This window comes from Actinomyces sp. HMSC075C01 (assembly GCF_001812965.1).
GTDB classification, from domain to species: domain Bacteria; phylum Actinomycetota; class Actinomycetes; order Actinomycetales; family Actinomycetaceae; genus Actinomyces; species Actinomyces acetigenes.
The window spans coordinates 67,268-90,376 of the sequence record NZ_KV810992.1; the positions used below are offsets into that span (position 1 = coordinate 67,268).

At 70.3% G+C, this 23,109-nt stretch carries 24 protein-coding genes, 1 pseudogene and 1 riboswitch; of the genes and pseudogenes, 17 read left to right on the forward strand and 8 right to left on the reverse strand.

Annotation, left to right across the window (positions count from 1 at the left end; genetic code table 11):
- Window positions 1–21: 21 nt before the first annotated feature.
- Together HMPREF2883_RS06875 and HMPREF2883_RS06880 are read right to left on the reverse strand one after the other, a co-directional pair.
- Entirely contained in the window at window positions 22–1,044 is a 1,023-nt protein-coding gene (locus tag HMPREF2883_RS06875; RefSeq protein ID WP_070660124.1) for a YihY/virulence factor BrkB family protein, read from the reverse strand.
- Window positions 1,041–1,694: a 2'-5' RNA ligase family protein gene (locus HMPREF2883_RS06880; RefSeq protein WP_070660127.1), complete on the reverse strand. Its 654-nt coding sequence runs from the start codon at window positions 1,692–1,694 to the stop codon at window positions 1,041–1,043. Before HMPREF2883_RS06880 ends, HMPREF2883_RS06875 begins: the two co-directional genes overlap by 4 nt.
- Before the next feature lie 312 nt (window positions 1,695–2,006).
- Between HMPREF2883_RS06880 and HMPREF2883_RS06885 the strand changes: the two genes are divergently transcribed.
- The 5 genes from HMPREF2883_RS06885 to HMPREF2883_RS06905 all read left to right on the forward strand — a co-directional run bounded on the left by HMPREF2883_RS06885 (window position 2,007) and on the right by HMPREF2883_RS06905 (window position 7,610).
- Window positions 2,007–2,804, forward strand: a complete 798-nt coding sequence (locus HMPREF2883_RS06885) for a DeoR/GlpR family DNA-binding transcription regulator (protein ID WP_070660130.1) — start codon at window positions 2,007–2,009, stop codon at window positions 2,802–2,804.
- A 75-nt stretch (window positions 2,805–2,879) separates the two neighbouring features.
- Complete coding sequence (galK, locus tag HMPREF2883_RS06890; protein ID WP_070660134.1) at window positions 2,880–4,157, forward strand: galactokinase; 1,278 nt, start codon at window positions 2,880–2,882, stop codon at window positions 4,155–4,157.
- Between the two features lie 182 nt (window positions 4,158–4,339).
- A complete protein-coding gene (locus HMPREF2883_RS15765; RefSeq protein ID WP_070660137.1) occupies window positions 4,340–5,407 on the forward strand; it encodes a permuted SH3 domain-containing protein in 1,068 nt (355 codons plus the stop codon).
- A complete protein-coding gene (locus HMPREF2883_RS06900; RefSeq protein ID WP_070660140.1) occupies window positions 5,404–6,192 on the forward strand; it encodes an ABC transporter ATP-binding protein in 789 nt (262 codons plus the stop codon). Before HMPREF2883_RS15765 ends, HMPREF2883_RS06900 begins: the two co-directional genes overlap by 4 nt.
- Window positions 6,189–7,610, forward strand: a complete 1,422-nt coding sequence (locus HMPREF2883_RS06905) for an ABC transporter permease (protein WP_070660143.1) — start codon at window positions 6,189–6,191, stop codon at window positions 7,608–7,610. Before HMPREF2883_RS06900 ends, HMPREF2883_RS06905 begins: the two co-directional genes overlap by 4 nt.
- A gap of 69 nt (window positions 7,611–7,679) precedes the next feature.
- Here HMPREF2883_RS06905 and HMPREF2883_RS06910 read toward each other — a convergent pair whose 3' ends face one another.
- Entirely contained in the window at window positions 7,680–8,513 is an 834-nt protein-coding gene (locus HMPREF2883_RS06910) for an exodeoxyribonuclease III (RefSeq protein WP_070660146.1), read from the reverse strand.
- 46 nt (window positions 8,514–8,559) lie between these two features.
- Between HMPREF2883_RS06910 and HMPREF2883_RS06915 the strand changes: the two genes are divergently transcribed.
- Together HMPREF2883_RS06915 and HMPREF2883_RS06920 are read left to right on the forward strand one after the other, a co-directional pair.
- Entirely contained in the window at window positions 8,560–8,865 is a 306-nt protein-coding gene (locus HMPREF2883_RS06915; RefSeq protein ID WP_070660149.1) for an acylphosphatase, read from the forward strand.
- 13 nt (window positions 8,866–8,878) lie between these two features.
- Window positions 8,879–9,103 carry a hypothetical protein gene (locus HMPREF2883_RS06920; protein WP_070660152.1) on the forward strand — a complete coding sequence of 75 codons (225 nt, stop codon included), beginning with the start codon at window positions 8,879–8,881 and terminating at the stop codon, window positions 9,101–9,103.
- Window positions 9,104–9,196: 93 nt separating this feature from the next.
- On the opposite strand, the gene HMPREF2883_RS06925 is transcribed toward HMPREF2883_RS06920, so the two are convergent.
- The gene (locus tag HMPREF2883_RS06925) at window positions 9,197–10,396 is read right to left on the reverse strand and encodes a choice-of-anchor L domain-containing protein (protein WP_070660155.1); all 1,200 of its coding nucleotides are present in this window, start codon (window positions 10,394–10,396) and stop codon (window positions 9,197–9,199) included.
- Window positions 10,397–10,729: 333 nt separating this feature from the next.
- Between HMPREF2883_RS06925 and HMPREF2883_RS06930 the strand changes: the two genes are divergently transcribed.
- Window positions 10,730–12,646, forward strand: coding sequence for a glycoside hydrolase family 68 protein (locus HMPREF2883_RS06930; RefSeq protein WP_070660157.1), 1,917 nt, complete (start codon window positions 10,730–10,732; stop codon window positions 12,644–12,646).
- A gap of 106 nt (window positions 12,647–12,752) precedes the next feature.
- On the opposite strand, the gene HMPREF2883_RS06935 is transcribed toward HMPREF2883_RS06930, so the two are convergent.
- From HMPREF2883_RS06935 to HMPREF2883_RS06950, 4 genes are all read right to left on the reverse strand, one after another.
- Window positions 12,753–14,495 (reverse strand): glycoside hydrolase family 32 protein, encoded by a 1,743-nt coding sequence (locus HMPREF2883_RS06935; RefSeq protein WP_070660160.1) that lies wholly within the window; start codon window positions 14,493–14,495, stop codon window positions 12,753–12,755.
- Between the two features lie 41 nt (window positions 14,496–14,536).
- Window positions 14,537–15,433, reverse strand: coding sequence for a bifunctional methylenetetrahydrofolate dehydrogenase/methenyltetrahydrofolate cyclohydrolase (locus HMPREF2883_RS06940; protein ID WP_070660163.1), 897 nt, complete (start codon window positions 15,431–15,433; stop codon window positions 14,537–14,539).
- Window positions 15,430–16,740, reverse strand: coding sequence for a serine hydroxymethyltransferase (gene glyA, locus HMPREF2883_RS06945; RefSeq protein ID WP_070660166.1), 1,311 nt, complete (start codon window positions 16,738–16,740; stop codon window positions 15,430–15,432). Before glyA ends, HMPREF2883_RS06940 begins: the two co-directional genes overlap by 4 nt.
- Window positions 16,741–16,805: 65 nt before the next feature.
- Window positions 16,806–16,891, reverse strand: a riboswitch (ZMP/ZTP riboswitch).
- 159 nt (window positions 16,892–17,050) lie between these two features.
- Complete coding sequence (locus tag HMPREF2883_RS06950) at window positions 17,051–18,247, reverse strand: CobW family GTP-binding protein (RefSeq protein ID WP_070660169.1); 1,197 nt, start codon at window positions 18,245–18,247, stop codon at window positions 17,051–17,053.
- Window positions 18,248–18,302: 55 nt separating this feature from the next.
- Between HMPREF2883_RS06950 and rpmB the strand changes: the two genes are divergently transcribed.
- The 9 genes and pseudogenes from rpmB to purU all read left to right on the forward strand — a co-directional run.
- Entirely contained in the window at window positions 18,303–18,542 is a 240-nt protein-coding gene (rpmB, locus tag HMPREF2883_RS06955) for a 50S ribosomal protein L28 (RefSeq protein ID WP_003789593.1), read from the forward strand.
- The gene (gene rpmG / locus HMPREF2883_RS06960; RefSeq protein ID WP_003789591.1) at window positions 18,539–18,712 is read left to right on the forward strand and encodes a 50S ribosomal protein L33; all 174 of its coding nucleotides are present in this window, start codon (window positions 18,539–18,541) and stop codon (window positions 18,710–18,712) included. Before rpmB ends, rpmG begins: the two co-directional genes overlap by 4 nt.
- The gene (gene rpsN / locus HMPREF2883_RS06965; protein WP_070660171.1) at window positions 18,712–19,017 is read left to right on the forward strand and encodes a 30S ribosomal protein S14; all 306 of its coding nucleotides are present in this window, start codon (window positions 18,712–18,714) and stop codon (window positions 19,015–19,017) included. The genes rpmG and rpsN overlap by 1 nt, the downstream gene beginning before the upstream one ends.
- 145 nt (window positions 19,018–19,162) lie before the next feature.
- Window positions 19,163–19,414 carry a type B 50S ribosomal protein L31 gene (locus HMPREF2883_RS06970; RefSeq protein WP_070660174.1) on the forward strand — a complete coding sequence of 84 codons (252 nt, stop codon included), beginning with the start codon at window positions 19,163–19,165 and terminating at the stop codon, window positions 19,412–19,414.
- An 80-nt stretch (window positions 19,415–19,494) separates the two neighbouring features.
- A complete protein-coding gene (gene ykgO / locus HMPREF2883_RS06975) occupies window positions 19,495–19,617 on the forward strand; it encodes a type B 50S ribosomal protein L36 (RefSeq protein ID WP_003782012.1) in 123 nt (40 codons plus the stop codon).
- A gap of 139 nt (window positions 19,618–19,756) precedes the next feature.
- Complete coding sequence (locus HMPREF2883_RS06980; protein WP_070660176.1) at window positions 19,757–20,182, forward strand: hypothetical protein; 426 nt, start codon at window positions 19,757–19,759, stop codon at window positions 20,180–20,182.
- Complete coding sequence (locus tag HMPREF2883_RS06985) at window positions 20,183–21,433, forward strand: glutathionylspermidine synthase family protein (RefSeq protein ID WP_070660179.1); 1,251 nt, start codon at window positions 20,183–20,185, stop codon at window positions 21,431–21,433.
- Between the two features lie 12 nt (window positions 21,434–21,445).
- Window positions 21,446–22,819, forward strand: a complete 1,374-nt coding sequence (locus tag HMPREF2883_RS06990) for an APC family permease (protein WP_141759064.1) — start codon at window positions 21,446–21,448, stop codon at window positions 22,817–22,819.
- A 60-nt stretch (window positions 22,820–22,879) separates the two neighbouring features.
- A pseudogene (gene purU / locus HMPREF2883_RS15850) lies at window positions 22,880–23,109 on the forward strand (formyltetrahydrofolate deformylase); the annotation flags it as partial.

The following is a 23,109-nucleotide window of genomic DNA, read 5'->3' on the forward strand; positions in this document are numbered from 1 at the left end:
GGCCGCACCGAGGCTCAATCCTCACGGGATCGGCACCGGGGGGACGTAGTCGGGGTGCGCCGTCGGGTCCGCCTCGAGGCTGCCGGTGATGGACTGGCGGGGCCAGGTCAGGGTCTCGGGCACGGAGAGCGTCACGTAGTTGGGGCGCTCGTGGGCGTGGACCTCGTCGGGGTGGTCGACGTCGCGGGGCAGCGGCGGGTTGGCCATCCAGGCCGCCACGAGCAGTACGACGCGGCTGGTCAGGTGCAGCCACAGGATGAGGACGGCGATGGCGGCGAAGGAGGCCAGCAGCGGGTTGCGCGTCACCGAGCCGACCGCCCCGGTTCCCACCTGGCGCAGCACACCCAGAGCGAAGGCGCCCAGCATGCAGCCCTGCAGCAGGTCGCGTCGGGGAGGGCGGATGCCGCACATGGTGATGAGCAGCGCCAGGACACCGGTGTCGATGAGGAAGGAGAGCAGGAGCGTCGTCACCCACGCCCCGGTTCCGGTCAACGACTGCGGCAGCCCCAGGGTCCGACCGACACTGCCCGACAGCGTCGTCGTCACCACCGAGGCGACGGCGGTCACCAGCACTCCGGCCACGATGACGAGGAACCCCGCGATATTCGCCAGCTGCCCGATCACCGGCCTCATGACGGGATTGACCAGCCCGAACATGGCCCGCAGGGCGATCTTGAGAGTGCCCATGAGGCTGATGACGGAGTAGATGAAGGCCCCGGCCGCCAGCACCGATCCCAGGTTGAGCGCCGAGGAGAGCGTCAGCTGCTTGACCGAGACCAGCCCCTTGCCGTCGCCGGTGTCGATGACACCGGGCAGCAGAGAGTTGATGGAGTCCACGACGGCAGCCCGAATGGTGGGGTGCTGACCGAGCATCGCCATGAGCATGCTCACGCCGATGGCGAGCACGGCGAAGACCGAGAACATGCCGGTGTAGGCGATCCCTCCGGCCATGAGTGCGCCGCGCGCCGTGCCGTAACGGACCAGGGCCCGGCCCACCCGTGTGCGCCGCCCGGCGGCCAGCAACGCCTTGACGCGTTCGATCACACCGAGACCACCGGAGCCGTCGGGACCACCGGAGCCTGACTACCAGCGGGGGCGCCGGAGGCGAGGGAGCCGCCGAAGGCGAAGGAGGCCACCACGTCCCAGCCCTCCTCCGAAGCCGAGCACCGGCTGCCGCTGTGGTCGGCGGGCCGGCCGCGATGGCGGTAGAGATGAAGCTCGGTGACGGTGAAGTCCATGGTCAGGCCCGCGCCCTTCCTCGCCGCGGTGTCGAGGCCGTCCTCGGCGACCTCGTGAGCCAGAGTCACGTGCGGGTGGAAAGGGAAGCTGAGCGAACGGGCCAGGGGTCCCCGACGGTCGCGCACCCGCGCCTGAAGACGGTCGCACTCCTCGGCACCACTGCGCAGACCGAGGTAGACCACGGGGCTGACGGGCCGGAAGGTACCGACCTCATCCAAACGCACCTCGAAGGGACTCGTCCCAGCAGCCACGTCGCGCAGGTGCCGCCTGACCTCCTCGAGGGAGTCGACGTCGACGGCCGTGGGCGGCAGCAGCGTGATATGAGGCGGCACGACCTCGGCGAGAGGATCCCCGGCGGCCTCTCGCACCGCTCGCACCTGGGCGGCGTAGTGGGAGGGCAGGGCGATGGCCACACCGATGACGCACTGGTGCGCGTCTGGTGCGGGGATCTGCATGACTCCTGAGCTCCTACGGGATGACTGGCTGGTCGGGTTGATGTGAGTTCTTGCGTCCGGAGAACGCATGACCACGAGGGTGACTCGAACACATTACCGTGTCACGCCCCTGTTATCCCAGCCGGGCGAGCGGCACGAGCGGGATAAGTGTGCCATGACCGACCGAACGGGTGGAACAGCGGCACTCCTCTCGCTGTGCGACTCTGTGCGGGAACGTGCGAACATGTCGTTTTCGGCGCCGAGGTCTGGCAGACTGGCCTCATGCAACCCGGCCTGTCAGCCTCCACCGTCGGATCGCCCCGCCCGGCCCCAATGCTCGCTCGTCAGCGCCAGGAGCACATCCTGGAGCGGGTCGCGGCCACCGGCGGGGTCCGGGTGGCCGACATCGTCGAGGAGCTGGGGATCTCCGAGATGACCGTGCGACGTGACATCACCGAGCTCGTCACCCAGGGCCTGGTCGAGCGCGTCCACGGCGGGGCGGTGGCGGCCGGCCCCACCACCCTCGAGCCGCGGTTCACCGCCAAGTCGACCCTCAACCTGGAGGCCAAGCGCCGCATCGGCCAGGCCGCGGCCGCCATGGTCCGCCCCGGGGACTCCCTGGCGCTGTCGGCCGGGACCACCACATTGGCACTCGCCCAGGCCCTGACCGAGCTGGAGCACTTCCCCACCCTGACCGTCATCACGAACTCGCTGCCCGCCGCGCAGGTTCTCTTCGACGCCGCCGACGCCGCCCGCGCCGAGAACCGCGACGCCCCCACGGTGGTCATCACCGGCGGTGAGCGCACGCCGTCGAACGCCCTGGTGGGGCTGGTGGCGGTCGACGCGCTGCGCACGATGCGCGTGGAGTGGGTCTTCCTAGGCGCCCACGGCTTCACTCCCGAGGCCGGGCTCATGACCCCCAACCTGCAGGAGGCCTCCGCCAACCAGGCGCTGGTCGCCGCCGGGCGCACGGTGGTGGCCACGCTTGACTCCTCCAAGTGGGGAGTGCTGGGGCTGCGCTCCTTCTGCGCCACCCGGGACATCGGGGTCCTGGTGACCGAGACCGAGCCCGACGCCGAGAGCGTCGACGCCCTGCAACAGGCCGGCACCCACCTGACCATCGCCACCTGACCCCTCCCCCACCGACCCCGCCTCTTCCACAGCCTGTCCGCTCACTCACCCAACAACCCGTCACAGGAGACCACGATGACCAACGATGCTCCCGTCTTCGCCCCTGCACTGAGCCCTAAGGAGGGCGCCGAGGCCGCCACCGCCCTGTTCCGCGAGGTCTTCGAGGCCGAGCCCGACGGGGTCTGGTACGCCCCTGGGCGCGTCAACATCATTGGCGAGCACACCGACTACAACGGCGGCCTGGCCCTGCCCATCGCCCTGCCCCACCGGGCGCACCTGGCGCTGCGGCGCCGCGAGGACCGCGTCGTGCGCCTGGTCTCCCCCCAGACCCGGGAGAAGGTCGACGTCATGGACCTCGACACGATCGGCCCGAAGGGCACCCCCGGGGAGGTGAAGCACTGGGCCTCCTACATCGCCGGCGTCGCCTGGTCCCTGGAGCGCGACGGCTTTGAGAACCTGCCCGGCTTCGACGCCGCCCTCGTCTCCTACGTGCCCTTGGGAGGCGGGCTGTCCTCCTCGGCGGCTCTGGAGTGCTCGGCGGCCGTCGCCATTGACGAGGTCGCGCACCTGGGCCTGGCCGGGACTGCGCAGGAGCCCGACGACGCCGGGCGCGCCCGCCTGGTGGCCAACTGCGTGCGCACGGAGAACGAGATGGCCGGGGCCCCCACCGGCGGCATGGACCAGTCGGCCTCCCTGCGCTGCCGCGAGGGCCACGCCCTGGAGCTGGACTGCCGCGACGGCTCGGTGACCCACGTGCCCTTCGACCTGGCCGCCGAGGGCCTGGCCCTCCTGGTCATCGACACCAAGGCCAAGCACTCCCTGGACGACGGCCAGTACGGGGCCAGGCGAGCCGCCTGCGAGCGCGCCGCTGAGATCCTCGGAGTGGAGCTCCTGGCGGACATCGCGATCGAAGACCTGCCCGGCGCCCTGGAGCGGCTCTCGGCCACCGACGGCGACGACGCCGATGAACTGGTCAAGCGCACCCGCCACGTCGTCACCGAGATCGACCGCACCCGCCGGCTCGTGGCGCTCCTGCAGGACGGGCGCCCCCTGCGCGGCGAGAAGCTCGCCGAGGCGGGCAGGCTCATGGACGCCTCGCACGAGTCACTGCGCGTGGACTACGAGTGCACCTGCCCCGAGCTGGACGTGGCCGTGGAGGCGGCCCGCGCCGCCGGCGCCCACGGGGCACGCATGACCGGAGGCGGGTTCGGCGGCTCGGCGATCGCCCTGGTGGACGCCGACGCCGTCCACGACGTGGCCGCCGCCGTGGCCGACGCCTACCGACGTGAGGGCTTCAACCCGCCGGCCTTCCTCGATGCGGTTCCCGCCGCCCCGGCCGGGCGGCTCGCCTGAGCCGCCCGGCGCACCGCTGAGCCTCCGCACCTGACGGCGATCAGCCCTCTCCAACCTTGGTTGGAGAGGGCTTTCAGCGTTCCTCCTTCAGGATGAGGTCAGGCAACTACCCCTGCCATAGTCTCTGTGTGTATTAATCAGGATCCCGGTCTTTCTTCCCGGTGCTGATTCCGTTGCCTTCCATGGAGGACGCCGTGAAGCGCTTCGTCTGGCCCGCCCTCAAGACCCTCATCGCGGTGGTCGTCGCCGTCGCCCTGGTGAAGATCGCCTTCTTCCCCTCGCAGAGCGACGGCACCACCGCTGACATCTCTCCCGGTTACGCCGCTGATGTCAAGACCGCCACCGTGACCAAGGGCAGCATCGCCAACAAGGTTGAGGTCAAGGGGCACATCGTCCAGGACGCCACGGTCGAGGTCCAGGCCGACCTGGCCGGCGTGGTGGACTCCGTCGTCGTGGAGAAGGACAGCCAGGTCAGTGCCGGCGACCCGCTGCTCCACATCAAGCACTCCGAGTCCCAACCTCCGGTGACCAAGACCGATGAGAGTGGCAACGTCACCCAGACCCCGACCGAGGACAAGGTGACCTGGTCCACGATCTACGCCCCCGTCAGCGGCACCGTGAACCCCAAGGTCATCAAGCAGCAGGAGACCAGCGTCGGCGTCGTCGTGGCCACCATCACCCCCTCGACCTACTCGGCCACCGGCACCGTCAGCGCCGCGCAGCAGTACCGGCTCACCAACGCCCCCACTGCCGCGACCCTGACCCTGGAAGGGGGCCCGGCGCCCTTCCAGTGCAACAACCTCAAGGTCGGTACCAAGGCCTCCACCTCCACGACCACCGGCGGGGACGGCTCGACGACGACCACCTCCGGCGACGGCACCAGCGTGGAGATGCGCTGCGCGGTTCCCGGCGACCAGAAGGTCTTCGCCGGCATGCCGGTGACCATCAGCGTTGACGCCGGCAGCGCCTCTGACGCCCTGACGGTTCCGGTCACCGCCGTGGAGGGCAAGGTCGGCTCGGGCTTCGTGTGGCTGGTTCCCGAGTCCGGGGACACCTCCAAGGCGGTCAAGACCGCTGTGAAGCTGGGGATCACGGACGGTACGAACATCCAGATCACCGCCGGCCTCAAGGCCGACCAGCAGGTCCTGCAGTTCGTCCCCAACAAGGACACGCGCCGCACCGGGACGCCGGACACCTGCGAGCCGGACAACTCCGCCTGCTACGACTCCGAAGGCAAGGAGATCCTGTGAGCGGGCTGCTGGAGCTGCGGGAGATCACCCGCACCTTCACCGTTCCCGACTCCGAGCCCCTGCAGATCCTCACGGGAGTCAACCTGAGCGTCTCCCCCGGTGAGCACGTGGCCATCGTGGGACGCTCGGGAACGGGTAAGTCCACCCTGCTCAACATCCTGGGCCTCATCGACAAGCCGACGTCGGGCCGCTACACGCTCTCCGGCACCGACACCTCCCGGCTCGGGGAGAGCCGCCGAGCCCACCTGCGGGGGCAAACCTTCGGCTTCGTCTTCCAGTCCTTCAACCTCATCCCGGGGCTGACCACCACCGAGAACGTGGCAGCCCCGCTCCTGTACGACACCGGCAGAGCCTTCTGGACCCGCAGCGCGCGGGCCGCGGAGCTGCTGGAGGCCGTGGGCCTGGGAGACAAGGTGGGTTCGCCCATCTCACGCCTGTCGGGAGGCGAGCAGCAGCGGGTGGCCATCGCCAGGGCGCTGTCCCGGCGCCCCAGCGTCATCCTGGCCGACGAGCCCACCGGCGCCCTCGACGTCGACACCGGCAACTCGGTCATGACGCTCCTGGAGCGCCAGTGCGCCGACAACGGCGCCGCCCTCATCATTATCACGCACGACCTGGCTGTGGCCGGCCGCGCCCACACCCAGTACCGGCTTGACCACGGCACCCTCACCCCGATCTCCGTCACGCGTCGCAAGGTCGGCAGCCTGGAGGAGTTCGGTGAGGTCGTCGCCCCTCCAACATCCCCCTACCCGTCTGCGCCCACCAGCCACGAAGGAACCTCATGAACGGCATTCTCACCGGATTCTTCGGCGCCATCGTCGAGGCCTGGGCCCAGCTGCGCATCGGCAAGCTGAGGGTCCTGCTGTCCCTGGTGGGCGTGGCGGCGGCGGTGGCGGCCATGACCTTCGTCATCGCCCTGGGGCAGGTCTCCGTCGACGCCATCAACAAGGTCAGCGAGAAGTACACCGGCCGCCCGGGCACGGTGACGATCAACGTCAGCCCCACCGGCAAGGGCCTGGACCAGGCCCTCCAGGCCGACGACGCACCCGAGTCGAGCACCAGCGGAGACTCAAGCGGCGGCAACGGTGCAGGCGGCACAGGAGGTGCGAACGGCGCAAGTGGTGCGAATGGCGCAGGCGGTGCCGGTGGCGCGGGCGGAGGCTCCACGACCAGCGCTGCGACCGCGGCGAAGATCTCGGGGGCGATGAACAGCTTCGTCGAGCGCTACGATGTCAAGTCCTGGGCGACGACCTACACCTCCAACGTCCGATTCTCCTTCCCCGACGGCGCTCGGAGCGTGCCCACCCAGACCGTGAGCCTGAGCTACGGGCTCCTGCACCACAAGACCATCTCCCAGGGGCGCTGGTTCACGGCCCAGGACGAGGACGACCTCTCCCCGAGCATGGTCGTCACCCGGGGCTTCCTCGACGCCATGGGGATCCAGCAGCTCACCGAGCCGATCACCGTCACCTCCTTCTCCCCGGTGCAGACCTCCTTCACGATCGTCGGCGTGCTGGAGGCGGAGGACCTCTCCCTCATCGGCTGCTCCGGGGATCCCGAGCGGGACAAGGACCTGCCGTGCACCCAGCCCGTGACCGCCTTCGCTCTCAACACGCCCTATGAGCGCTGGCTGCCCAAGGACGCCGCCCGTCCCGCCCCCACACTGGAGATCTGGGCCGGTCAGGACGGCGCGAAGGAGGTCGCCAGCCTGGCCAAGAAGGACCTGGACGCGCGCTTCGGTCAGGGCTCGACCCAGGCCGAGGACAACCTCCAGGGCGGTGGCTTCACCTCCAGCGCGAACACCTTCACCCAGGTGGTCACGGCCGCCGGCGTGTTCGTCATGCTGCTAGGGGCCCTGAGCCTGGTCAACATCTCGCTGGTGACCGTGCGTCAACGCATCCACGAGATCGGGGTGCGGCGCTCCTTCGGGGCGACGAGCCGACGCATCTTCTTCTCCATCATGCTGGAGTCGGTGGTGGCCACCGTGGTCGCCGGCGTCGTCGGCATCGGGATCGCGATCGTGGGAATGCGTGTCACGCCACTGGGCACCTTCCTGGGCATCCCGGTGACCACGACCCCGCCCTTCCCCATGGTGGCGGCCGTCATCGGCCTCATCGCGGCCACCGCCGTGGGCGCGCTGGCGGGCATCATCCCGGCGATCGTGGCCACCCGCATCCGGCCGATCGACGCGATCCGCTACTGAGAGGCCGTCGGGGTCGGGCCGTTCAAGTGCCCGACCCCGACGTGTTCTCCGACAAGGTCAACCGCGACGTCAGCGGTACTCGACGACGAGCGGGGCGTGGTCGGACCAGCGTGAGGCGTAGTCCGGCGCCCGGTCCACAGTGACGCTGTGGGCCCGCTCGGCCAGGACGGGGGTGAGGACCTGGTAGTCGATCCGCCAGCCGGCGTTGTTGTCGAAGGCCTTGCCGCGCTGGGACCACCACGTGTAGGGCCCCTGCTCCTCGTCCCCCACGAGGTGGCGCGAGGCGTCCACCCAGCCGGAGGCGAACCAGCCCTCCAGGTGGGCGATCTCCTCGTCCATGACGCCGGCGATCTTGTTGTGGTTGGGCTTCCAGTTCTTGATGTCGCGCTCGGAGCGCACCACGTTGAGGTCCCCGGCCATGACGACCTGGGGGCCGCCGTCGCGGGCGGCGGCCAGGAGCTCGGCCATGCGAGCGTCAACGAGCTCGAGGTGGGCGTACTTCTGGTCCATCTTCTCGGTGCCCAGCTGGCCGGAGTGCAGGTAGGCGGAGATGACGGTGAGCCGCTCGATGCCGTCGAAGCCGGTAAGGCTCAGGTCGGCCTCGAGCCAGCGGCCGGAGTCGACGTCGGGCTCCTCGGTGCCGGGGGCGGCCACGCCGTAACGCAGCTCGCCGAGGGTGGCGGGGCCGCCGTCGCGCACGGCGACGCCCACGCCCGCACGCCCCTTGATGCGGCACGGCCAGATGGCGGCCTCGTAGCCGGGCAGGAGGTCGACGGCGATCTGCTCGTCGGCCCGGACCTCCTGGAGCAGGAGGATGTCGGGGGCTGAGGCGGCGAGCCACTCCCCCATGCCCTTGCGGGCGGCGGCCCGGATGCCGTTGACGTTGACGGTGGCGATACGCATGACGGCAAGCCTACGTGCTCGGCCCTGAGCCTGAGACGATAGAGCCATGAGCGACGCCGGTTTGAGTGCCAGCACTGTGAGAACCGTTCACGTCCTGGTCCAGGGCACGGTCCAGGGGGTGGGCTTCCGCTACCACTGCGCCTACACCGCCCAGGAGCTGGGGGTGGTGGGGCGGGTCCGTAACCTGCCCGACGGCGACGTCGAGGTCATGGCCCAGGGTGAGCCGGAGGCCGTGGGCCGGCTGATCGCGTGGCTGCGGCACGGCCCCAGGTGGGCCTCGGTGCGCCGGCTCACCGTGACCGACCTGCGTGCCGGCTGCCTGGATGAGCACAGGTTCGAGATCACCGGGTGAGAGGATCGGTGCCATGAGTCCCGACGACGTCCGCAAACCGCGCAGTGCACGGCGAGTCGGTGTGTGGATGGCGGTCATCGTCATCGCCGCCGTCCTGCCCGTCCTGGCTCAGACCTCGCTGCTGTCCCGCATCAGCACCCTGTTGTGGCTGGCCTCCATGCCGCTGTGCATCCTGGGCTGCGCGATGCTGGCCAAGGAGCTGGCGGCGCGTCGCGTCTCCCGGTCGGAGGAGGACTGAGCGCCCAACAGCAGTGAGCCGCAGACCCAGACGACGGGGTGGATGAGGAGAGCCTCATCCACCCCGTCAGCCGTCTGCTGGCCGCAGCCTCTGTCAGCCGGCCTCAGAGCCGGTCAGGCGACGACGACGCAGCATGAGCGCCACACCGCCGCCGGCCAGGAGCAGCAGGGCGATGCCTCCCAGGAAAAGCGCCTGGGTTCCGGTCAGGGGCAGACCGGCCACAGTCTTCTTAGGGCTCGCGGTGGGTGAGGCGGCGCTGTAGTCGGTCACACCCGGCTTGCCCTGACCGGGCGGAGGGGTGGAGTCCTTGCCGTTGTTCGAACCGTTCCCGTTGGAGCCCTTGCCATTGCCGGGGATGTCACAGGTGCCGGCCTTGGCGTTACAGGGGTCGGTGATCGGCTTGTCGGTGAAGCCCAGTCCCTGGGTGCGCAGAAGAACCGTGGAGTCGAGCTGACCGTCCTGGGCGTCGGCGATGGCCACGCGCACGTGCACCTTCTGCCCCGGGGTGACGGAGGCCTGGCAGGGCAGGGCGGAGGTGTAGCCGTTGAACTCCACGGGGATCTGTCCCGGCGTGTGTCCCGAGACATTGGCCGTGTAGTAGGCGGCGTTCGAGGACTCGTTGATCGAGGCGGCGCTCACGGCCGTCTGCGTGCCGGGGACGTGGGCGCACTCGGTGCCGTTGACCTGGATGCTCAGCGGGTCCTTGTATCCGCGCGACTGCCAGGAGGCAGGGGTGCCCTCGGTGGCGCCGGCGTACTCCTCGGAGCCGAGGCTGTAGTAGAGGACGATGTTGGAGCTGGTGGCGGTGACGTCGAACTCCAGGACAGCCTCGTCATAGACGTCGGTGCCGGCCACCTTGGCCAGTCCCGCCGGGTCCTCGACGACGCCGAAGTCACCGGTGGTGTCCAGGGCGTCGTTGGGTCCCAGGACCGCGGAGCGGGTGATGTCGGTATCGGAGTCGGCTGTGGGATCGGGGTCGATGAGGGAGCCGGTGGACAGGGCGACGCCCTCGGTGATGGCGTTGCCGTCACCGGGCAGGCCCTTGACGGTGCCGATCTGGACGTCCTTGCCGGAGACGGATGCGTTGGAGACTATCGCCTTCGGACCGGCGACCATCTGAGCCAGGGACTGGGCGCTCACCGTGGAGGTGTCACGCAGGGAGGTGGTGGACTGCCCCGCCGTGTTCGGCGCTGTAGCGGCCACCGCCGGGCTGGCCGCACTCAGGGCGAGCGCAGCCAGGAAAGCGATTGTTGATGCGGATAACCGTCGCAGACGGATGGGAAGAGTATTCACAGGATCTCCGTTAGACACGGGGCCGCCCGGCAGCGGACGACCACCTGAACCGACAGGCTGGGAGACCAGACAGCTCACGGAGAACGCGTTCAAGACTAACCGGACGATAACACTTTGGCCTGTGGTTTATGTCACCAAAGTTCCGAAAACCTCAAGAAACCCTGGGAATGCTGGGCCTACGTCTTTGGTGGCAGTGTCCCGATATTGACAGAGCGGCCCAAAGACCTGTCCCTCCACCTCCAGGTTCTCCTAAGGTTGGGCCTGGGAGATCACGAACATCGGCTCACGGCGCACTGACACCCTCATCCCTCATGAGTAAGGACAGTACGGACAATGACCGTGACACACACTTCGTTCCGCGCCCGTCGCAGACGACTGGCCGCGGCGCTGACGCTTGGACTCCTGGTGGCCGGGTCCGGCACCACCGCGCTCGCCGATGAGGCGCCCTCCCCCAGCGCCTCCCCTACCGCTACCGCTACCGCTACCGCCGAGGCCTCGCCCGAGGCGGGAGCGGCCCAGAAGAACGACCAGGCCCCTGCCGGCCAGGCGCAGGCGAGCCAGAGCCCAACTGAGCAGGGCCAGGCGGGTCAGAGCGACCAGCAGGCCGCTGGTGGGGCCGCCGCCCAGGACGCGAAGGGCTTCAAGGCCGACAACCCCGGCTGGGCCAACGCCACCAAGCACACCGGTGCGGCGCACGGGGTCGAGGAGAACTACACCGCCAAGTGGACCCGTGCTGACGCCATGCAGATCCAGCGGGTCTCCAACCCCAATGCGCCGTCGGGCACCAACTCGATGCCCGAACAGCTCACGATGCCGGAGATCTCCAACGGCTTCCCGGCCACGAGCGACGACGTGTGGGTGTGGGACACCTGGACGCTGACCGATGAGGCCGCCCACCAGATCTCCTACAACGGCTGGGAGATCGCCTTCTCCCTGGTGGCCGACCGGCACGCCGGCTACACCTTCGACGACCGCCACACCCACGCACGTCTGGGCTTCTTCTACCGCAAGGCCGGCACGCAGACCTCCTCGGCCGACGGCGCCAGCAGCTCCAACGGCGGGTGGATCTATGGTGGGCACGTCTTCCCCGACGGCGCCTCCGGCTCGATCTTCGAGGATCAGAGCTTCACGGCCCAAACCGAGTGGTCCGGCTCGGCCCGCCTCATGGAGGGCAACAAGATCCGCATGTTCTACACCTCGGTGGCCTTCTACAACACCACCACCGGTGGCAGTGGTGACGGGGGCTACGGTCAGGACGGCAACGGCGGGTCGTCCAAGCCCTACGACCCGCGGATCGTGCAGTCCGAGGGACGCATCTACGCTGACGAGAACGGCGTGTGGCTCACCGGTTTCCGCACCCAGCACCAGCTGCTCGTCCCGGACGGCAAGTACTACCAGACCCGCGAGCAGAACCCGGGCGTGAACTTCCGCGACCCCTTCACCTTCCGTGACCAGAACAACCCCTCGGACCCCACCGAGTACATGGTCTTCGAGGGCAACTCGGCCTTCGTGCGTGAGCAGCAGTACGTCGATGCCGCGGCCAAGGCCGGTCAGAACACCGCTGTGGCCACCTGCACCGCGGAGGACCTCGGCTATGAGCAGGGCGATCCCAAGGCGGAGACGGTCGAGGCGGTCAACCAGCGCGGCGGCCGCTACCAGCTGGCCAACGTGGGTCTGGCCCGGGCCAAGAACAAGGCGATGACTCAGTGGGAGTACCTGCCTCCGCTGCTGAGCGGCAACTGCGTCAATGACCAGACTGAGCGGCCGCAGATCTACTTCCAGGACGGCAAGTACTACCTGTTCACGATCTCGCACCGGGAGACCTATGCCGACGGGCTCCAGGGCCCTGAGGGCGTCTACGGCTTCGTGGGCGATGGGCTGAGAAGCGACTACAAGCCGCTCAACCAGAACACGGGTATTGCGCTGGGCAACCCCATTAACCTCAACTTCAACCCGGGTAAGCCCTACTCGCCGGACTTCAACCAGAGCCCGTACACCTTCCAGTCCTACTCGCACTACGTCATGCCCGGCGGCCTGGTGGAGTCCTTCATCGATTCCATCGGCGGCAACAAGGACGGCAACCCGGTGCGCGGAGGCTCGCTGGCCCCGACGGTGAAGCTGAACATCTCCGGGGACACCACCTCAGTGGACCGCACCTACGGCACCAACGGCTTGGGGGGCTTCGCGGACATCCCCTCCGACCGGGCCCGCTCCAACGGCGGTGACACCCGCCCGCAGCGACTGAAGTAGGCGCCGCTCTCAGGGCATCACTGCTTGAGCAGGAGGCGGGGCCGTCGGAACACCTGTTCCGACGGCCCCGCCGTCATCATCCGTCGTCGAGCGTCCTGCAGCACGCCTACAGGGCTGCGGCCAGTGGGGTGAGGCTGCCCGACGTGATGGTGGCCGTGCCCTTGGCGCCCAGGACGATCTCCTGGCAGGAGGGGGCGGTGAAGACCAGGAGGCTGCCGACCGTGGCGCCGTCGTCGACGAAGACCTCGAGGCTGGAGCGGTCCAGGTAGAGGTGCAGACGCACTGCGGAGCCGGTGGGGTGGTACTGCGTCTGGCGGCGCAGGGCGAAGTCGGTGGTGGTTCCCTCGTCCTTGCCGTCGACCTGCGTGAGCCCGCCGTCGGTGCGGTCCAGGTAGAGGGTGCCGGTCGAGATGTCGACGCCGACGCGCACCTCCTGGGTCTTGCCGTCGACCGTGCCGCGGGCCAGTCCCAGCCAGGCCTCGGAGGCCTGGGAGACGTCCAGGGTCAGGTCGATCTCGACCGTGCGGCCCGCACCCAGAGCCGTCACCGTGTCGGTGGCCTTGAGGCCGGAGAGGTCGGTGGCCCGCCCGCGCAGGGCGTCGAGCTCGGGGACGGGTGTCTGCACGAGGGTGCGCTTGCCGCCGATGGTGGTCAGGGACAGCTCGCGCGGGATGCTCATCTCGCCGCGCCAGTCCCCGGTGGGCAGGGAGTAGGGGTAGCTCCAGTTGCCCAGCCAGGCCATCCACACGCGGCGGCCCTCGACGTGCTCGAAGCTCTGGGCGGCGTAGAAGTCCTGGCCGATGTCGGTGAAGCGGGTGTCGCGGTCCTCGGGGAAGAAGACGGAGCCGTCGAAGTCGCCGATGAAGTACTGGGCGGTGGAGCCGGCCGTCTCCTCGTTGGCGCCCACTGAGAGGGTCATGACCCAGCGGGTGCGCCCGTCGCTGGAGTCGGTCAGGGGGAAGAGGTCGGGGCACTCCCACACGGCGGCGTGCGAGCCGATGCCCTGGCCGAAGTCGCTGGCGTGGCTCCAGGCCTTGAGGTCGGTGGAGCGCAGCAGGGAGACGTGGTCCCCGGCGGAGACGATCATGATCCAGGCCTTGGAGTCCTCGTGCCAGAAGACCTTGGGGTCGCGGAAGTCCTTGCGCCCGTCGTTGGGGATGACGGGGTTGCCGGAGAAGCGCTGCCAGCTCCTCCCCTGGTCGGTGGAGTAGGCCAGGGACTGGGCCTCACCGCCCTCGGTGGAGGTGTAGACGGCGACCATGCCGCCGCCTGTGACCAGGCCGGAGGTGTTGGCCCCGTCGACGACGCAGCTGCCGGACATGGCCAGGCCCTGCGCGTCGTGCTCCAGGGCCGTCCCCTGTCGCTTCCAGTGCACCATGTCCGAGCTGATCGCGTGACCCCAGGTGCCGTCCTGCTGATGGAAGAGGTGGTACTCGCCCTCATAGAGAACCAGGCCGTTGGGGTCGGCGAGATTCCCCGTGGCGGGGCTGTAGTGGTAGGCGGGACGGTAGGCGGCCGAGGCCGGCGAGTCGGTGGCCGTGGGCGTCGGCGAGCTCCGGCGCCCCGTGGTGCAGCGCACCAGGATAGCTCCGCCCACGACGAGGGCGCCGGCGCCGGCCGCGCCGAGGATGAGGGTCCGACGCCGCAGGCCGGTCCTGCGCGGCTGCGGGTCCTGGGGGCCGGTCGCCTCCGGCGAGGGCGACACAGGCGCCGCGTCCGCAGGGGTCGGCGGACACGCCTCCGGCTGAGTCGGCTCAGGTTCCGAAGAGCTCGGGGAGCCTGCCGACTCAGCCGGATGGGTGGGGTGGTCAGCATGGGAGGGATGGGCGCCGTGGGACTCGTCCGTCATGACCTCAAGGTTATCGGCCGGTCAGACGAGGACGGCATTCCTCAGAGCGAGCGCTCCGCGGTCTCGACCACGTTGGCCAGCAGCAGGGCACGGGTCATGGGCCCCACGCCGCCGGGATTGGGTGAGAGCCAGGAGGCCACCTCGTCGACGCCGTCGGCGACGTCACCGGCGATGCGGCCCTTGCCGGTGGCCGGATCGACGACGCGCGAGACGCCCACGTCCAGGACGACGGCGCCGGGGGCGACCATCTCCGGGGTGATGATGCCGGGACTGCCGGCCGCCGAGATAACGACATCGGCCCGGCGCACGTGCTCGGCCAGGTCCGTGGTGCCGGTGTGGCAGATGTCCACGGTGGCGTTGACGTCCTTGCGGCCCAGGAGCAGGCCGATGGAGCGGCCCACCGTGACCCCGCGCCCGACGACGCACACGTTGCGGCCGGCCAGGTCGATGCCGTGACGCTCCACGAGCTCGATGCAGCCGCGCGGCGTGCAGGGCAGGGGCGAGTCAATGGGCCCCGAGGCCCGCAGCACCAGGCGCCCCAGGTTGGTGGGGTGCAGGCCGTCGGCGTCCTTGTCCGGATCCACGCGCTCCAGGATCGCGTTGGTGTCCACGCCCGCCGGCAGCGGGAGCTGGACGATGTAGCCGGTGCAGGCATCATCCGCATTGAGGCGGTCGACGGCGGCGGCCACCTCCGCCTGAGTGGCGCTGGCCGGCAGGTCCTCACGGATGGAGAGGATGCCGACCTCGGCGCAGTCGGCGTGCTTGCCGGCAACGTACTTGACGCTGCCGGGGTCCTCCCCCACCAGGACCGTGCCCAGGCCGGGAGTGACGCCGCGCTCGCGCAGCGCCGCGACACGCTCCTTGAGCTCGGCCTTGAGGGCGGCGGCCGTGGCCTTGCCGTCCAGGACCCGGGCCGCCCCGCTCCAGGGAGCCCTCACTGGTCCAGCCCCGGGTAGAGGGGGAAGGCGTCGGTCAGGGCGCGCACGCGACCGCGCAGGGCGGCCAGGGTCTCGTCGTCGGCGGTGCCGGCGGCTCCGTGGACGAGAGTGGCGGCGATGATGTCGGCGACCTCGGTGAACTCGGCGTCACCGAAGCCGCGGGTGGCCAGGGCGGGAGTGCCGATGCGCAGGCCGGAGGTGACGCGCGGGGGACGCGGGTCGAAGGGGACGGCGTTGCGGTTGACCGTGATGCCGGCGGTGTGCAGGAGGTCCTCGGCCTGCTGGCCGTCCAGGGAGGAGTCGCGCAGGTCCACCAGCACCAGGTGCACGTCGGTGCCACCGGTGACCAGGCTGACGCCGGCGGCCTTGACGTCGTCGGCCCCCAGGCGCTCGGCGATGATGGCGGCGCCGCGCACGGTGCGCTCCTGGCGCTCGCGGAACTCCTCGGTGCCGGCGATCTTCATGGCCACGGCCTTGGCGGCGATGACGTGCATGAGGGGGCCGCCCTGCTGGCCGGGGAAGACGGCGGAGTTGAGCTTCTTGCCCCACTGCTCGGCGCGGCTGGACAGGAGCATGCCGGAGCGGGGGCCGCCCAGGGTCTTGTGGACGGTGGTGGACACGACGTCGGCGTGCGGAACGGGGTTGGGGTGCAGGCCGGCGGCGACGAGCCCGGCGAAGTGGGCCATGTCCACCCACAGGGCGGCGCCGACCTCGTCGGCGATGGAGCGGAAGGCGGCGAAGTCGAGGTGGCGGGGGTAGGCCGACCAGCCGGCGATGATCACCGAGGGGCGCTCGCGCAGGGCGGCCTCGCGCACCTGGTCCATCTCGATGCGCATGGTGGTCTCGTCCACGCCGTAAGCGGTGGCGTTGTAGTTCTTGCCGGAGAAGTTGATCTTCATGCCGTGGGTGAGGTGGCCGCCGTGGGCCAGGGACAGGCCCAGGAGGGTGTCACCGGGGGTGGCCAGGGCGTGGAGAACGGCGGCGTTGGCCTGAGCCCCGGAGTGGGGCTGGACGTTGGCCCACTCGGCGTCAAAGACGGCCTTGGCACGCTCGATGGCCAGGGACTCGGCGACGTCGACGACCTCGCAGCCGCCGTAGTAGCGGCGCCCCGGGTAGCCCTCCGCGTACTTGTTGGTCAGGACCGAGCCCTGGCACTCCAGGACGGCCCGGGGAACGAAGTTCTCCGAGGCGATCATCTCCAGGGTCTCGCGCTGGCGGGCGAGCTCACCGGTGAGGACCTCGGCGATGTCCGGGTCGAGCTCGGCCAGCGGCTGGTTCAGGGACGGGGTGACGGCTTGCGCGGTCATGTCTCTCCTCAGGTGTGGGGCGCACGCTGCGCCATGGCAGGCGGCTGTGCGCGCACTGGTGGGCGATCCGTGGCCCAGGCGGGCGACCCCGGAGTCGTGTTCGTGCCGCTCCCCGGTGGTGATCCACCCGGCGCCAGTCGCGACGGGAACACCCTACCGTGCCGGGGCCCAGCCGTGCCGCCCCCCTAGTGCACAGTGCAGCCCGGCGTCTCCCCATGCCACCTCATGCCGACCACGCCGCACCTCCCAGCGTCGCCATGTGCCGCCATGTGCCGCCTGGGGGCGGGGCTCGCACGGCGGCAGCGGGCGCTCAGCCCTCCTGCCCGAACCAGTCGCCCAGGCCGTCGTCGGCACCGATCCAGGCCAGGGCCTGGGCCATCTCCTCGGGACGCAGGAGGATCCGGGCGAAGGCGCGGCGCACCTGCTCGCGCATCTCCTCGTCCCCGACGCCGGTGACCACGAGGTGGCAACGGGGCTCGCCGGCTGTGTCGTCACCGCAGCTGGAGGGTGCGGCTGGGACCTCCGCCCAGGTACCGGCGTCACCGACGCTCACGGCGCCTCCGGCGACCTCCCAGGTGCACACCCGACCGGGGCGGCTGGGCAGCCAGAAGCAGCCGCGAGCGCACAGGCCCTGACCGGCGAGCTCCACGACCAGGGAGCGCAGGCGCTCGGGGTGGAAGGGCAGGGAGGCGCTGAGGTCGAGGGTCCACACACCATGCTCGTCGGGGCCGCCCCAGGCGCTGGTGGTGGCGGGGTGGATGCGGCTCAAGGAGGCGGCGACGTCGTGGGTGAGGGCAGTGAGGGTCTCCAGGAGCGGTGCGTCGAGCCCCGGGAGCAGGAGGGCGTCATGGGGGCGCAGGTGCTCGATGAGGTCGGCCCCGGCGGGGTCCTCATCGCGCCCCAGGGCCAGGACAACGTCGGCGTAGCCGAGGTTGGTCAGGTGGACGGCGCCCGTGCAGCGACAGTCGCCGGGGAAGGCACTCAGCAGGCGGTGCTCGAGGAGCTCGTCCAGGGCGGTCGTGGCGTCCAGGACGTGGGCGGCTCCGGCCAGTCTCGCGCCGGTGCCGGCGAGCTCCTCGGCCAGGCCGGGCAGGAGGTGGGCGAGCTCGATGGCCGCCGGCAGGAGGATGACGGTGGTGCCGCCCGGGTCCTGGGCGGCACGGTCCTGGGCGACGGCGGCCAGGACCTCCCGCAGGGAGCAGGTGGGGCAGGTGGAGGGCATGGGGACGTCGAGTCTGACCGGTTCGTCGTCGAAGCCCTCGGCCGAGCTGTGACTGACAAGCCGGACCAGGTCGTCGTCGGCGTCGCTGCTGCCGACCTCGTCGTCGGCGCCGAAGTGGAGCCCGGCGCGGATGACGACGGCGTCCTGGCCGGCCAGGGCGAGGTCGACCAGGTCCAGCAGGGCGGGGTCGACGGCGCCGATGACGGCCAGGGTGTGCCGGCCGTCGGCCGGGGAGCCGGGGATGTCAGCGAGGTTGCCGGCAAAGTCATCCGAGGGATCGGTCACGAGGTCCTCCAGCAGAGTTGACGAAACTGAGAATCATTCTTATATCATGCTCGTCATGACCACCTACTGCCAAGTCACGGGGGCCCGGCCTGTCTTCGGCCGGTCCGTCTCCCACTCCCACAAGCGCACGCCCCGGCGCTGGGACCCCAACCTGCAGCGCAAGCGCTACTGGGTGCCGTCCCTGGGGCGCACCGTGCGCCTGACGGTGTCAGCCAAGGGCATCCGCACGATCGACAAGCTGGGCATCGACGTCGTCGTGGCTCAGATGCTCGCCCGAGGGGAGAAGCTGTCATGAGCGGGGCCAAGGGAAAGGACCTGCGGCCGATCATCAAGATGGTCTCCACCGCGGGGACGGGCCACACCTACGTGACCCGCAAGAACCGCCGCAACACCCCCGACCGGCTGGTGCTGCGCAAGTTTGATCCGGTGGTGCGCCGGCACGTGGAGTACAAGGAGTCGCGCTGATGGCCAAGAAGTCCAAGATCGCCGCCGAGCTGCGGCGCCAGCAGGTGGTGGAGCGCTACGCCGAGCGCCGCGCCGAGCTCAAGCGGGCCTCGGTCAACCCTCACCTGAGCCAGGACGAGCGCGACGAGGCGATGGCGGCGCTGCACGCGCTGCCGCGAGACGCCTCCCCCACTCGCCTGCGTCGGCGTGACGCGGTGGACGGTCGCCCGCGCGGCCACCTGCGCGTCACCGGGACCTCCCGAGTGCGCTTCCGCGAGATGGCGCTGCGCGGCGAGCTGCCGGGCATCGTCAAGTCCTCCTGGTAGGCGGGTGCGGGCGGGGTGGGTCTGTGGGCCCGCACCCGCCGGGGCCTGCGGCGCAGCGCAGCCTCAGCCGCTCCCCTCTCAGCACCGCCGCCGGCATTCGTTCACCACGTCAGTTCTCATATTCACCCCCATCCAAGGAGCTCGTATGCGCCCTGGGATCCACCCCACCTACCAGCCCATCGTCTTTCGCGACAAGTCCGCAGGCTTCGCCTTCCTGACCCGCTCGACCCTGACATCGTCAGAGACCATCGAGTGGGAGGACGGCAACACCTACCCGGTCTACGACGTCGAGGTCTCCAGCGCCTCGCACCCGTTCTGGACCGGCCAGGGCCGCATCCTGGACACGGCCGGCCGGGTGGAGAAGTTCGAGCGCCGCTACGGCAAGCGCAAGCGGTAGGCGCTCCGGCGGGGCGCCACCGCCCCTCCCCGTCGATCTCTCACCGCCCTCACTGGACACGAAGAAGGAAAGGAGCCGACATGAAGGTTCGTGCCTCGATCCGGTCCCTGGCCAAGCAGCCGGGGTCCAAGGTGGTCCGACGCCGCGGCCACACCTACGTCATCAACAAGAAGAACCCCCGCCTCAAGGCCCGCCAGGGCTGAGCGCTCCCCATGGCCCCCGTATGGGGGCCATGGGGAGCGCTGCCGTGCCAGCGCCGTTGTCGAGCGCGGCGCCCGCCCCTAGGCTAGGGCCGTATGGCGTCGGGCTCCCTGTTCCCGCGCGGCGCAGGAAGGACGAGGGATGCACACGAGGATCCAAGGCCAACGGGTCGTGGTCTCCGCCGTCACCGCCGCCGCAGCGGCGCTGTGGATCGCGGGGATCGCCGGCTGCGCCTCCGACAACGGCAACACCGACGCCGACTACGTCAAGGTCTGCAAGGATCCCGCCACGGGGGAGCGCGTCGAGGACAAGAAGTGCGACGACGACACGGGCCCGGCCTCCCACTCCCACTCCCACCCCCACTGGGTCTACATGCCGATCTCGCGCGGCTCCTCGGTGAGCGCGCCCGGGGTCGGGCAGAAGGTGCCCTCGGGGTACAGCGACTCCAAGCCGTCGTCGAGCAGCAAGGTCACCACCTCGGACCGCTCAGGGGGCTCCTACTCGCGGGGCTCGGGCACCCGCCACGGGGGCTTCGGCTCGGGCTCCAAGGGCGGATCGGGGTCCTGAGTGCAGCGCGTCCCATCCTCACCGCGCCCCGGGTGGCGCGACACCATCGCCCACCAGGGCCTCGTCTTCTCCGAGACCACCGACCCCGCCACGGGGATCAACACGAGCTACTGGAACGAGTTCGCCTGCTACGAGCTGACCATGGACGAGGTCGACCTCCTGGAGCGCACCAGCGAGAACCTCCACATGATGGCCAAGGACGCCGCCGGCTTCCTCGCCGAGGAGTCGCTCAAGCCGGGCTCGCCCTTCAACCTGGGCATCCCGCGAGAGGCCATCGAGTACGCCACGGTCTCCCTCGACCGCGACGACCCCTCGCTCTACTCGCGCTTCGATCTCATCTACTCGGGCAACGACGGGCGGCCGCCCCGGATGCTGGAGTACAACGCGGACACCCCCACGGGGCTGGTGGAGGCCGCCCTCATCCAGTGGTACTGGCACGAGGACGTCCATCTGAAGGCGGGCGTGACCGGCATCGACCAGTGGAACGGCATCCACGAGGAGCTCATCGCCCAGTGGGGCCGCATCGACGACCACCTCGGGCGCCTCCACGGCCTGCGCCCCCACATGTACCACTTCGCCTACACCGACGCCGATGACTCCGGCGAGGACCTCATGACCACGGGCTATCTCATGGACACCGCCATCCAAGCGGGCCTGACCAGCACTCTCGTGGAGATGAAGCAGCTCGGGCTGGACAGGGAGACCGCCCGCTTCACCGATGGGAAGAACAGGCACCTGGAGGCCATCTTCAAGCTCTACCCGTGGGAGGAGATGATGTTCGAGGAGTTCGGCCCCGCGATCTGCGCGCTCAAGCCGGACTACTGGTTCCAGCCCGCCTGGACGATGTTCCTGTCCACCAAGGCGCTCAGCGCGGCGCTGTGGCACCTCTACCCGAACCACCCCAACCTCATCCCCACTTACATGTACCCCGATGAGGCCCGCGCCCGACACGACACGATGGGCATGTCCGAGTACGTCATCAAGCCCCTGCACGCCCGCGAGGGCGCGAACATCGAGCTGCACGGGGAGGGCCGGCACATCGTCCAGCCCGGCGGCTGGGGCATCGAGGGCTATGTCATCCAGGAGTTCTGCAAGCTCCCCGACTTCACCGGCTCCGACCACCTGCACAACCGCCCGGTCCTGGGCACATGGATGGTGGGCGACGAGTGCTACGGCCTGGGCATCCGCGAGTCCGACGGCCCCATCACGGACTACTACTGCCGGTTCGTGCCCAACCGGATCCGCCTCTAGGCGCCGGGAGCAGTGTTGGCACCCGGGTCGACGACGCCGCCGCGCCCTCCGCGCGAGGGCGGGGGCGCGCGTGGGACCGCGGCCGGCAGCGCGCACTCAGGCCCGGGCGATCCGGGTGGCGGCGCGGCTGGCGGCCCGCGCCTGAGCGTCCTCCAGGGATCCGCGCTCGCCCTGTCGGCCACGGCGCCGTGGTACTCGATCATGGTGACCGCGCCGCTCATCGCCGCGCTGGTCGGCTCGGGCACCGCCGTCGTCTACCTCCTGGCGGCGATCCCCGCCGCCCTCGTGGCCGCGGGCATGAGCGCCAACGACCGGCGCGACCCGCACAAGGGCAGCGTCTACACATGGGTGCGGCGCGCCCTGCCGCGCACCGGGTGGTTCGCGGGCTTCTGCCTGGCCGCCACCGGAGTCATCGCCACCTCCGGCATGGCCTACGTGGCCGCCGACCTGCTCGCCCCCGCGGCGCCGGCGGCGCTCAAGGCGGCCCTGGCGGCGGTGCTCACCGCGCTCGCCGCCCTCATCGACCTCTACGAGTTGCGGCTCATGGCGGCCCTGCAGTACCTCGCCGTCATCGCGGGGCTCGGGGCGACGATCGTCTGCGCCGGGCTCGTGGCCGGGGGCGGGGTGCGCCTGGCGCCCATGACTGGCTCGCCCCTCGACTGGTTCCACGCGGTGCTGCTGGCGGTCTTCGCCTACTGGGGCTTCGACGCGATCTTCGCGCTCACCGATGTCACGGGCGCAGGCGCGCCGCAGCGGGTCACCGCGCTGACGATGCTGGGGCTCATGGGGTTCTTCGCCGTGGGCGGGACGGCGTACAGCGCCGTCGACCCCGCTCCTGTGACGGGGCATCTGGTGGTGCGCGTCGCGGTGGTCTCCTCGGCGATCATGAGCCTGGGCTCCACCCTCGTGCCGACGGCGCGCGGGATCGAGGCGATGGCCGACGCCCGCCAGGTCCCCTCCTGGGCGGGCCGCCTGCGCTCCACCTCCTGGACGACGGCGGTGGTCACGGCCGCCTCGGTCGCCTGGACGGGCCTGCTCTTCGTCTCCGAGGGGCTCTTCACAGACACGGTGGAGGCCCTCAGCGTGCTCGTGGGCCTGTACTTCGCGGCGAGCTCGCTCATCGCCGCGATCCACGCCCGCTCCCGGCGCGAGCGCCGGATCCAGTCGGTGGCGGTGGCCCTCATGGTCGTCATCACGGCGGCGGTGGCGATCCAGATGCTCGATCCGGGCTACGGGACGACGGCGGTCTGTGGCGTCGGCGGGGTGGGGCTCATCGTCGTCGGACTCAGCGCCCTCGGTGCGGCGGGAGCGCTGCGCTATGGGAGGCCCGACGGCGGGGCAGGCGGAGGCCGCCCCGACTCGGAGGGGCGCCGCGCGGCTGGGTAGGCTGCGCGGTATGACTGCACCCGTGACCGCGACGGCTCCCGCCACGCCGTCGGCGCCCTCCCCCGCCGCCCCGGCATCGTCCACGCGGTCACGGGGGCGCTGGCCCGGCGCGGCGGGAACATCACCGAGTCCAAGCAGTTCGGGGACTCCTCCACGGGCCTGTTCTTCATGCGGGTCCAGGTGCTCACCACCGTGCCGCGCGTGGAGCTGGAGAAGGACCTGGCTGAGCTGGCCGGCGAGTACGAGATGGAGTGGAGCCTCGATGAGGTAGGGCGCGCCATGCGCACCCT

Excerpts from the sequence above, each read along its gene's own strand:
- HMPREF2883_RS06880 (WP_070660127.1), bottom strand. The coding sequence starts at position 1,694 with ATGCAGATCCCCGCACCAGACGCGCACCAGTGCGTCATCGGTGTGGCC.
- HMPREF2883_RS06885 (WP_070660130.1), top strand. The coding sequence starts at position 2,007 with ATGCTCGCTCGTCAGCGCCAGGAGCACATCCTGGAGCGGGTCGCGGCC.
- galK (WP_070660134.1), top strand. The coding sequence starts at position 2,880 with ATGACCAACGATGCTCCCGTCTTCGCCCCTGCACTGAGCCCTAAGGAG.
- HMPREF2883_RS15765 (WP_070660137.1), top strand. The coding sequence starts at position 4,340 with ATGGAGGACGCCGTGAAGCGCTTCGTCTGGCCCGCCCTCAAGACCCTC.
- HMPREF2883_RS06905 (WP_070660143.1), top strand. The coding sequence starts at position 6,189 with ATGAACGGCATTCTCACCGGATTCTTCGGCGCCATCGTCGAGGCCTGG.
- HMPREF2883_RS06910 (WP_070660146.1), bottom strand. The coding sequence starts at position 8,513 with ATGCGTATCGCCACCGTCAACGTCAACGGCATCCGGGCCGCCGCCCGC.
- HMPREF2883_RS06915 (WP_070660149.1), top strand. The coding sequence starts at position 8,560 with ATGAGCGACGCCGGTTTGAGTGCCAGCACTGTGAGAACCGTTCACGTC.
- HMPREF2883_RS06920 (WP_070660152.1), top strand. The coding sequence starts at position 8,879 with ATGAGTCCCGACGACGTCCGCAAACCGCGCAGTGCACGGCGAGTCGGT.
- HMPREF2883_RS06930 (WP_070660157.1), top strand. The coding sequence starts at position 10,730 with ATGACCGTGACACACACTTCGTTCCGCGCCCGTCGCAGACGACTGGCC.
- HMPREF2883_RS06935 (WP_070660160.1), bottom strand. The coding sequence starts at position 14,495 with ATGACGGACGAGTCCCACGGCGCCCATCCCTCCCATGCTGACCACCCC.
- glyA (WP_070660166.1), bottom strand. The coding sequence starts at position 16,740 with ATGACCGCGCAAGCCGTCACCCCGTCCCTGAACCAGCCGCTGGCCGAG.
- rpmB (WP_003789593.1), top strand. The coding sequence starts at position 18,303 with ATGACCACCTACTGCCAAGTCACGGGGGCCCGGCCTGTCTTCGGCCGG.
- rpmG (WP_003789591.1), top strand. The coding sequence starts at position 18,539 with ATGAGCGGGGCCAAGGGAAAGGACCTGCGGCCGATCATCAAGATGGTC.
- rpsN (WP_070660171.1), top strand. The coding sequence starts at position 18,712 with ATGGCCAAGAAGTCCAAGATCGCCGCCGAGCTGCGGCGCCAGCAGGTG.
- HMPREF2883_RS06970 (WP_070660174.1), top strand. The coding sequence starts at position 19,163 with ATGCGCCCTGGGATCCACCCCACCTACCAGCCCATCGTCTTTCGCGAC.
- ykgO (WP_003782012.1), top strand. The coding sequence starts at position 19,495 with ATGAAGGTTCGTGCCTCGATCCGGTCCCTGGCCAAGCAGCCGGGGTCC.
- HMPREF2883_RS06980 (WP_070660176.1), top strand. The coding sequence starts at position 19,757 with ATGCACACGAGGATCCAAGGCCAACGGGTCGTGGTCTCCGCCGTCACC.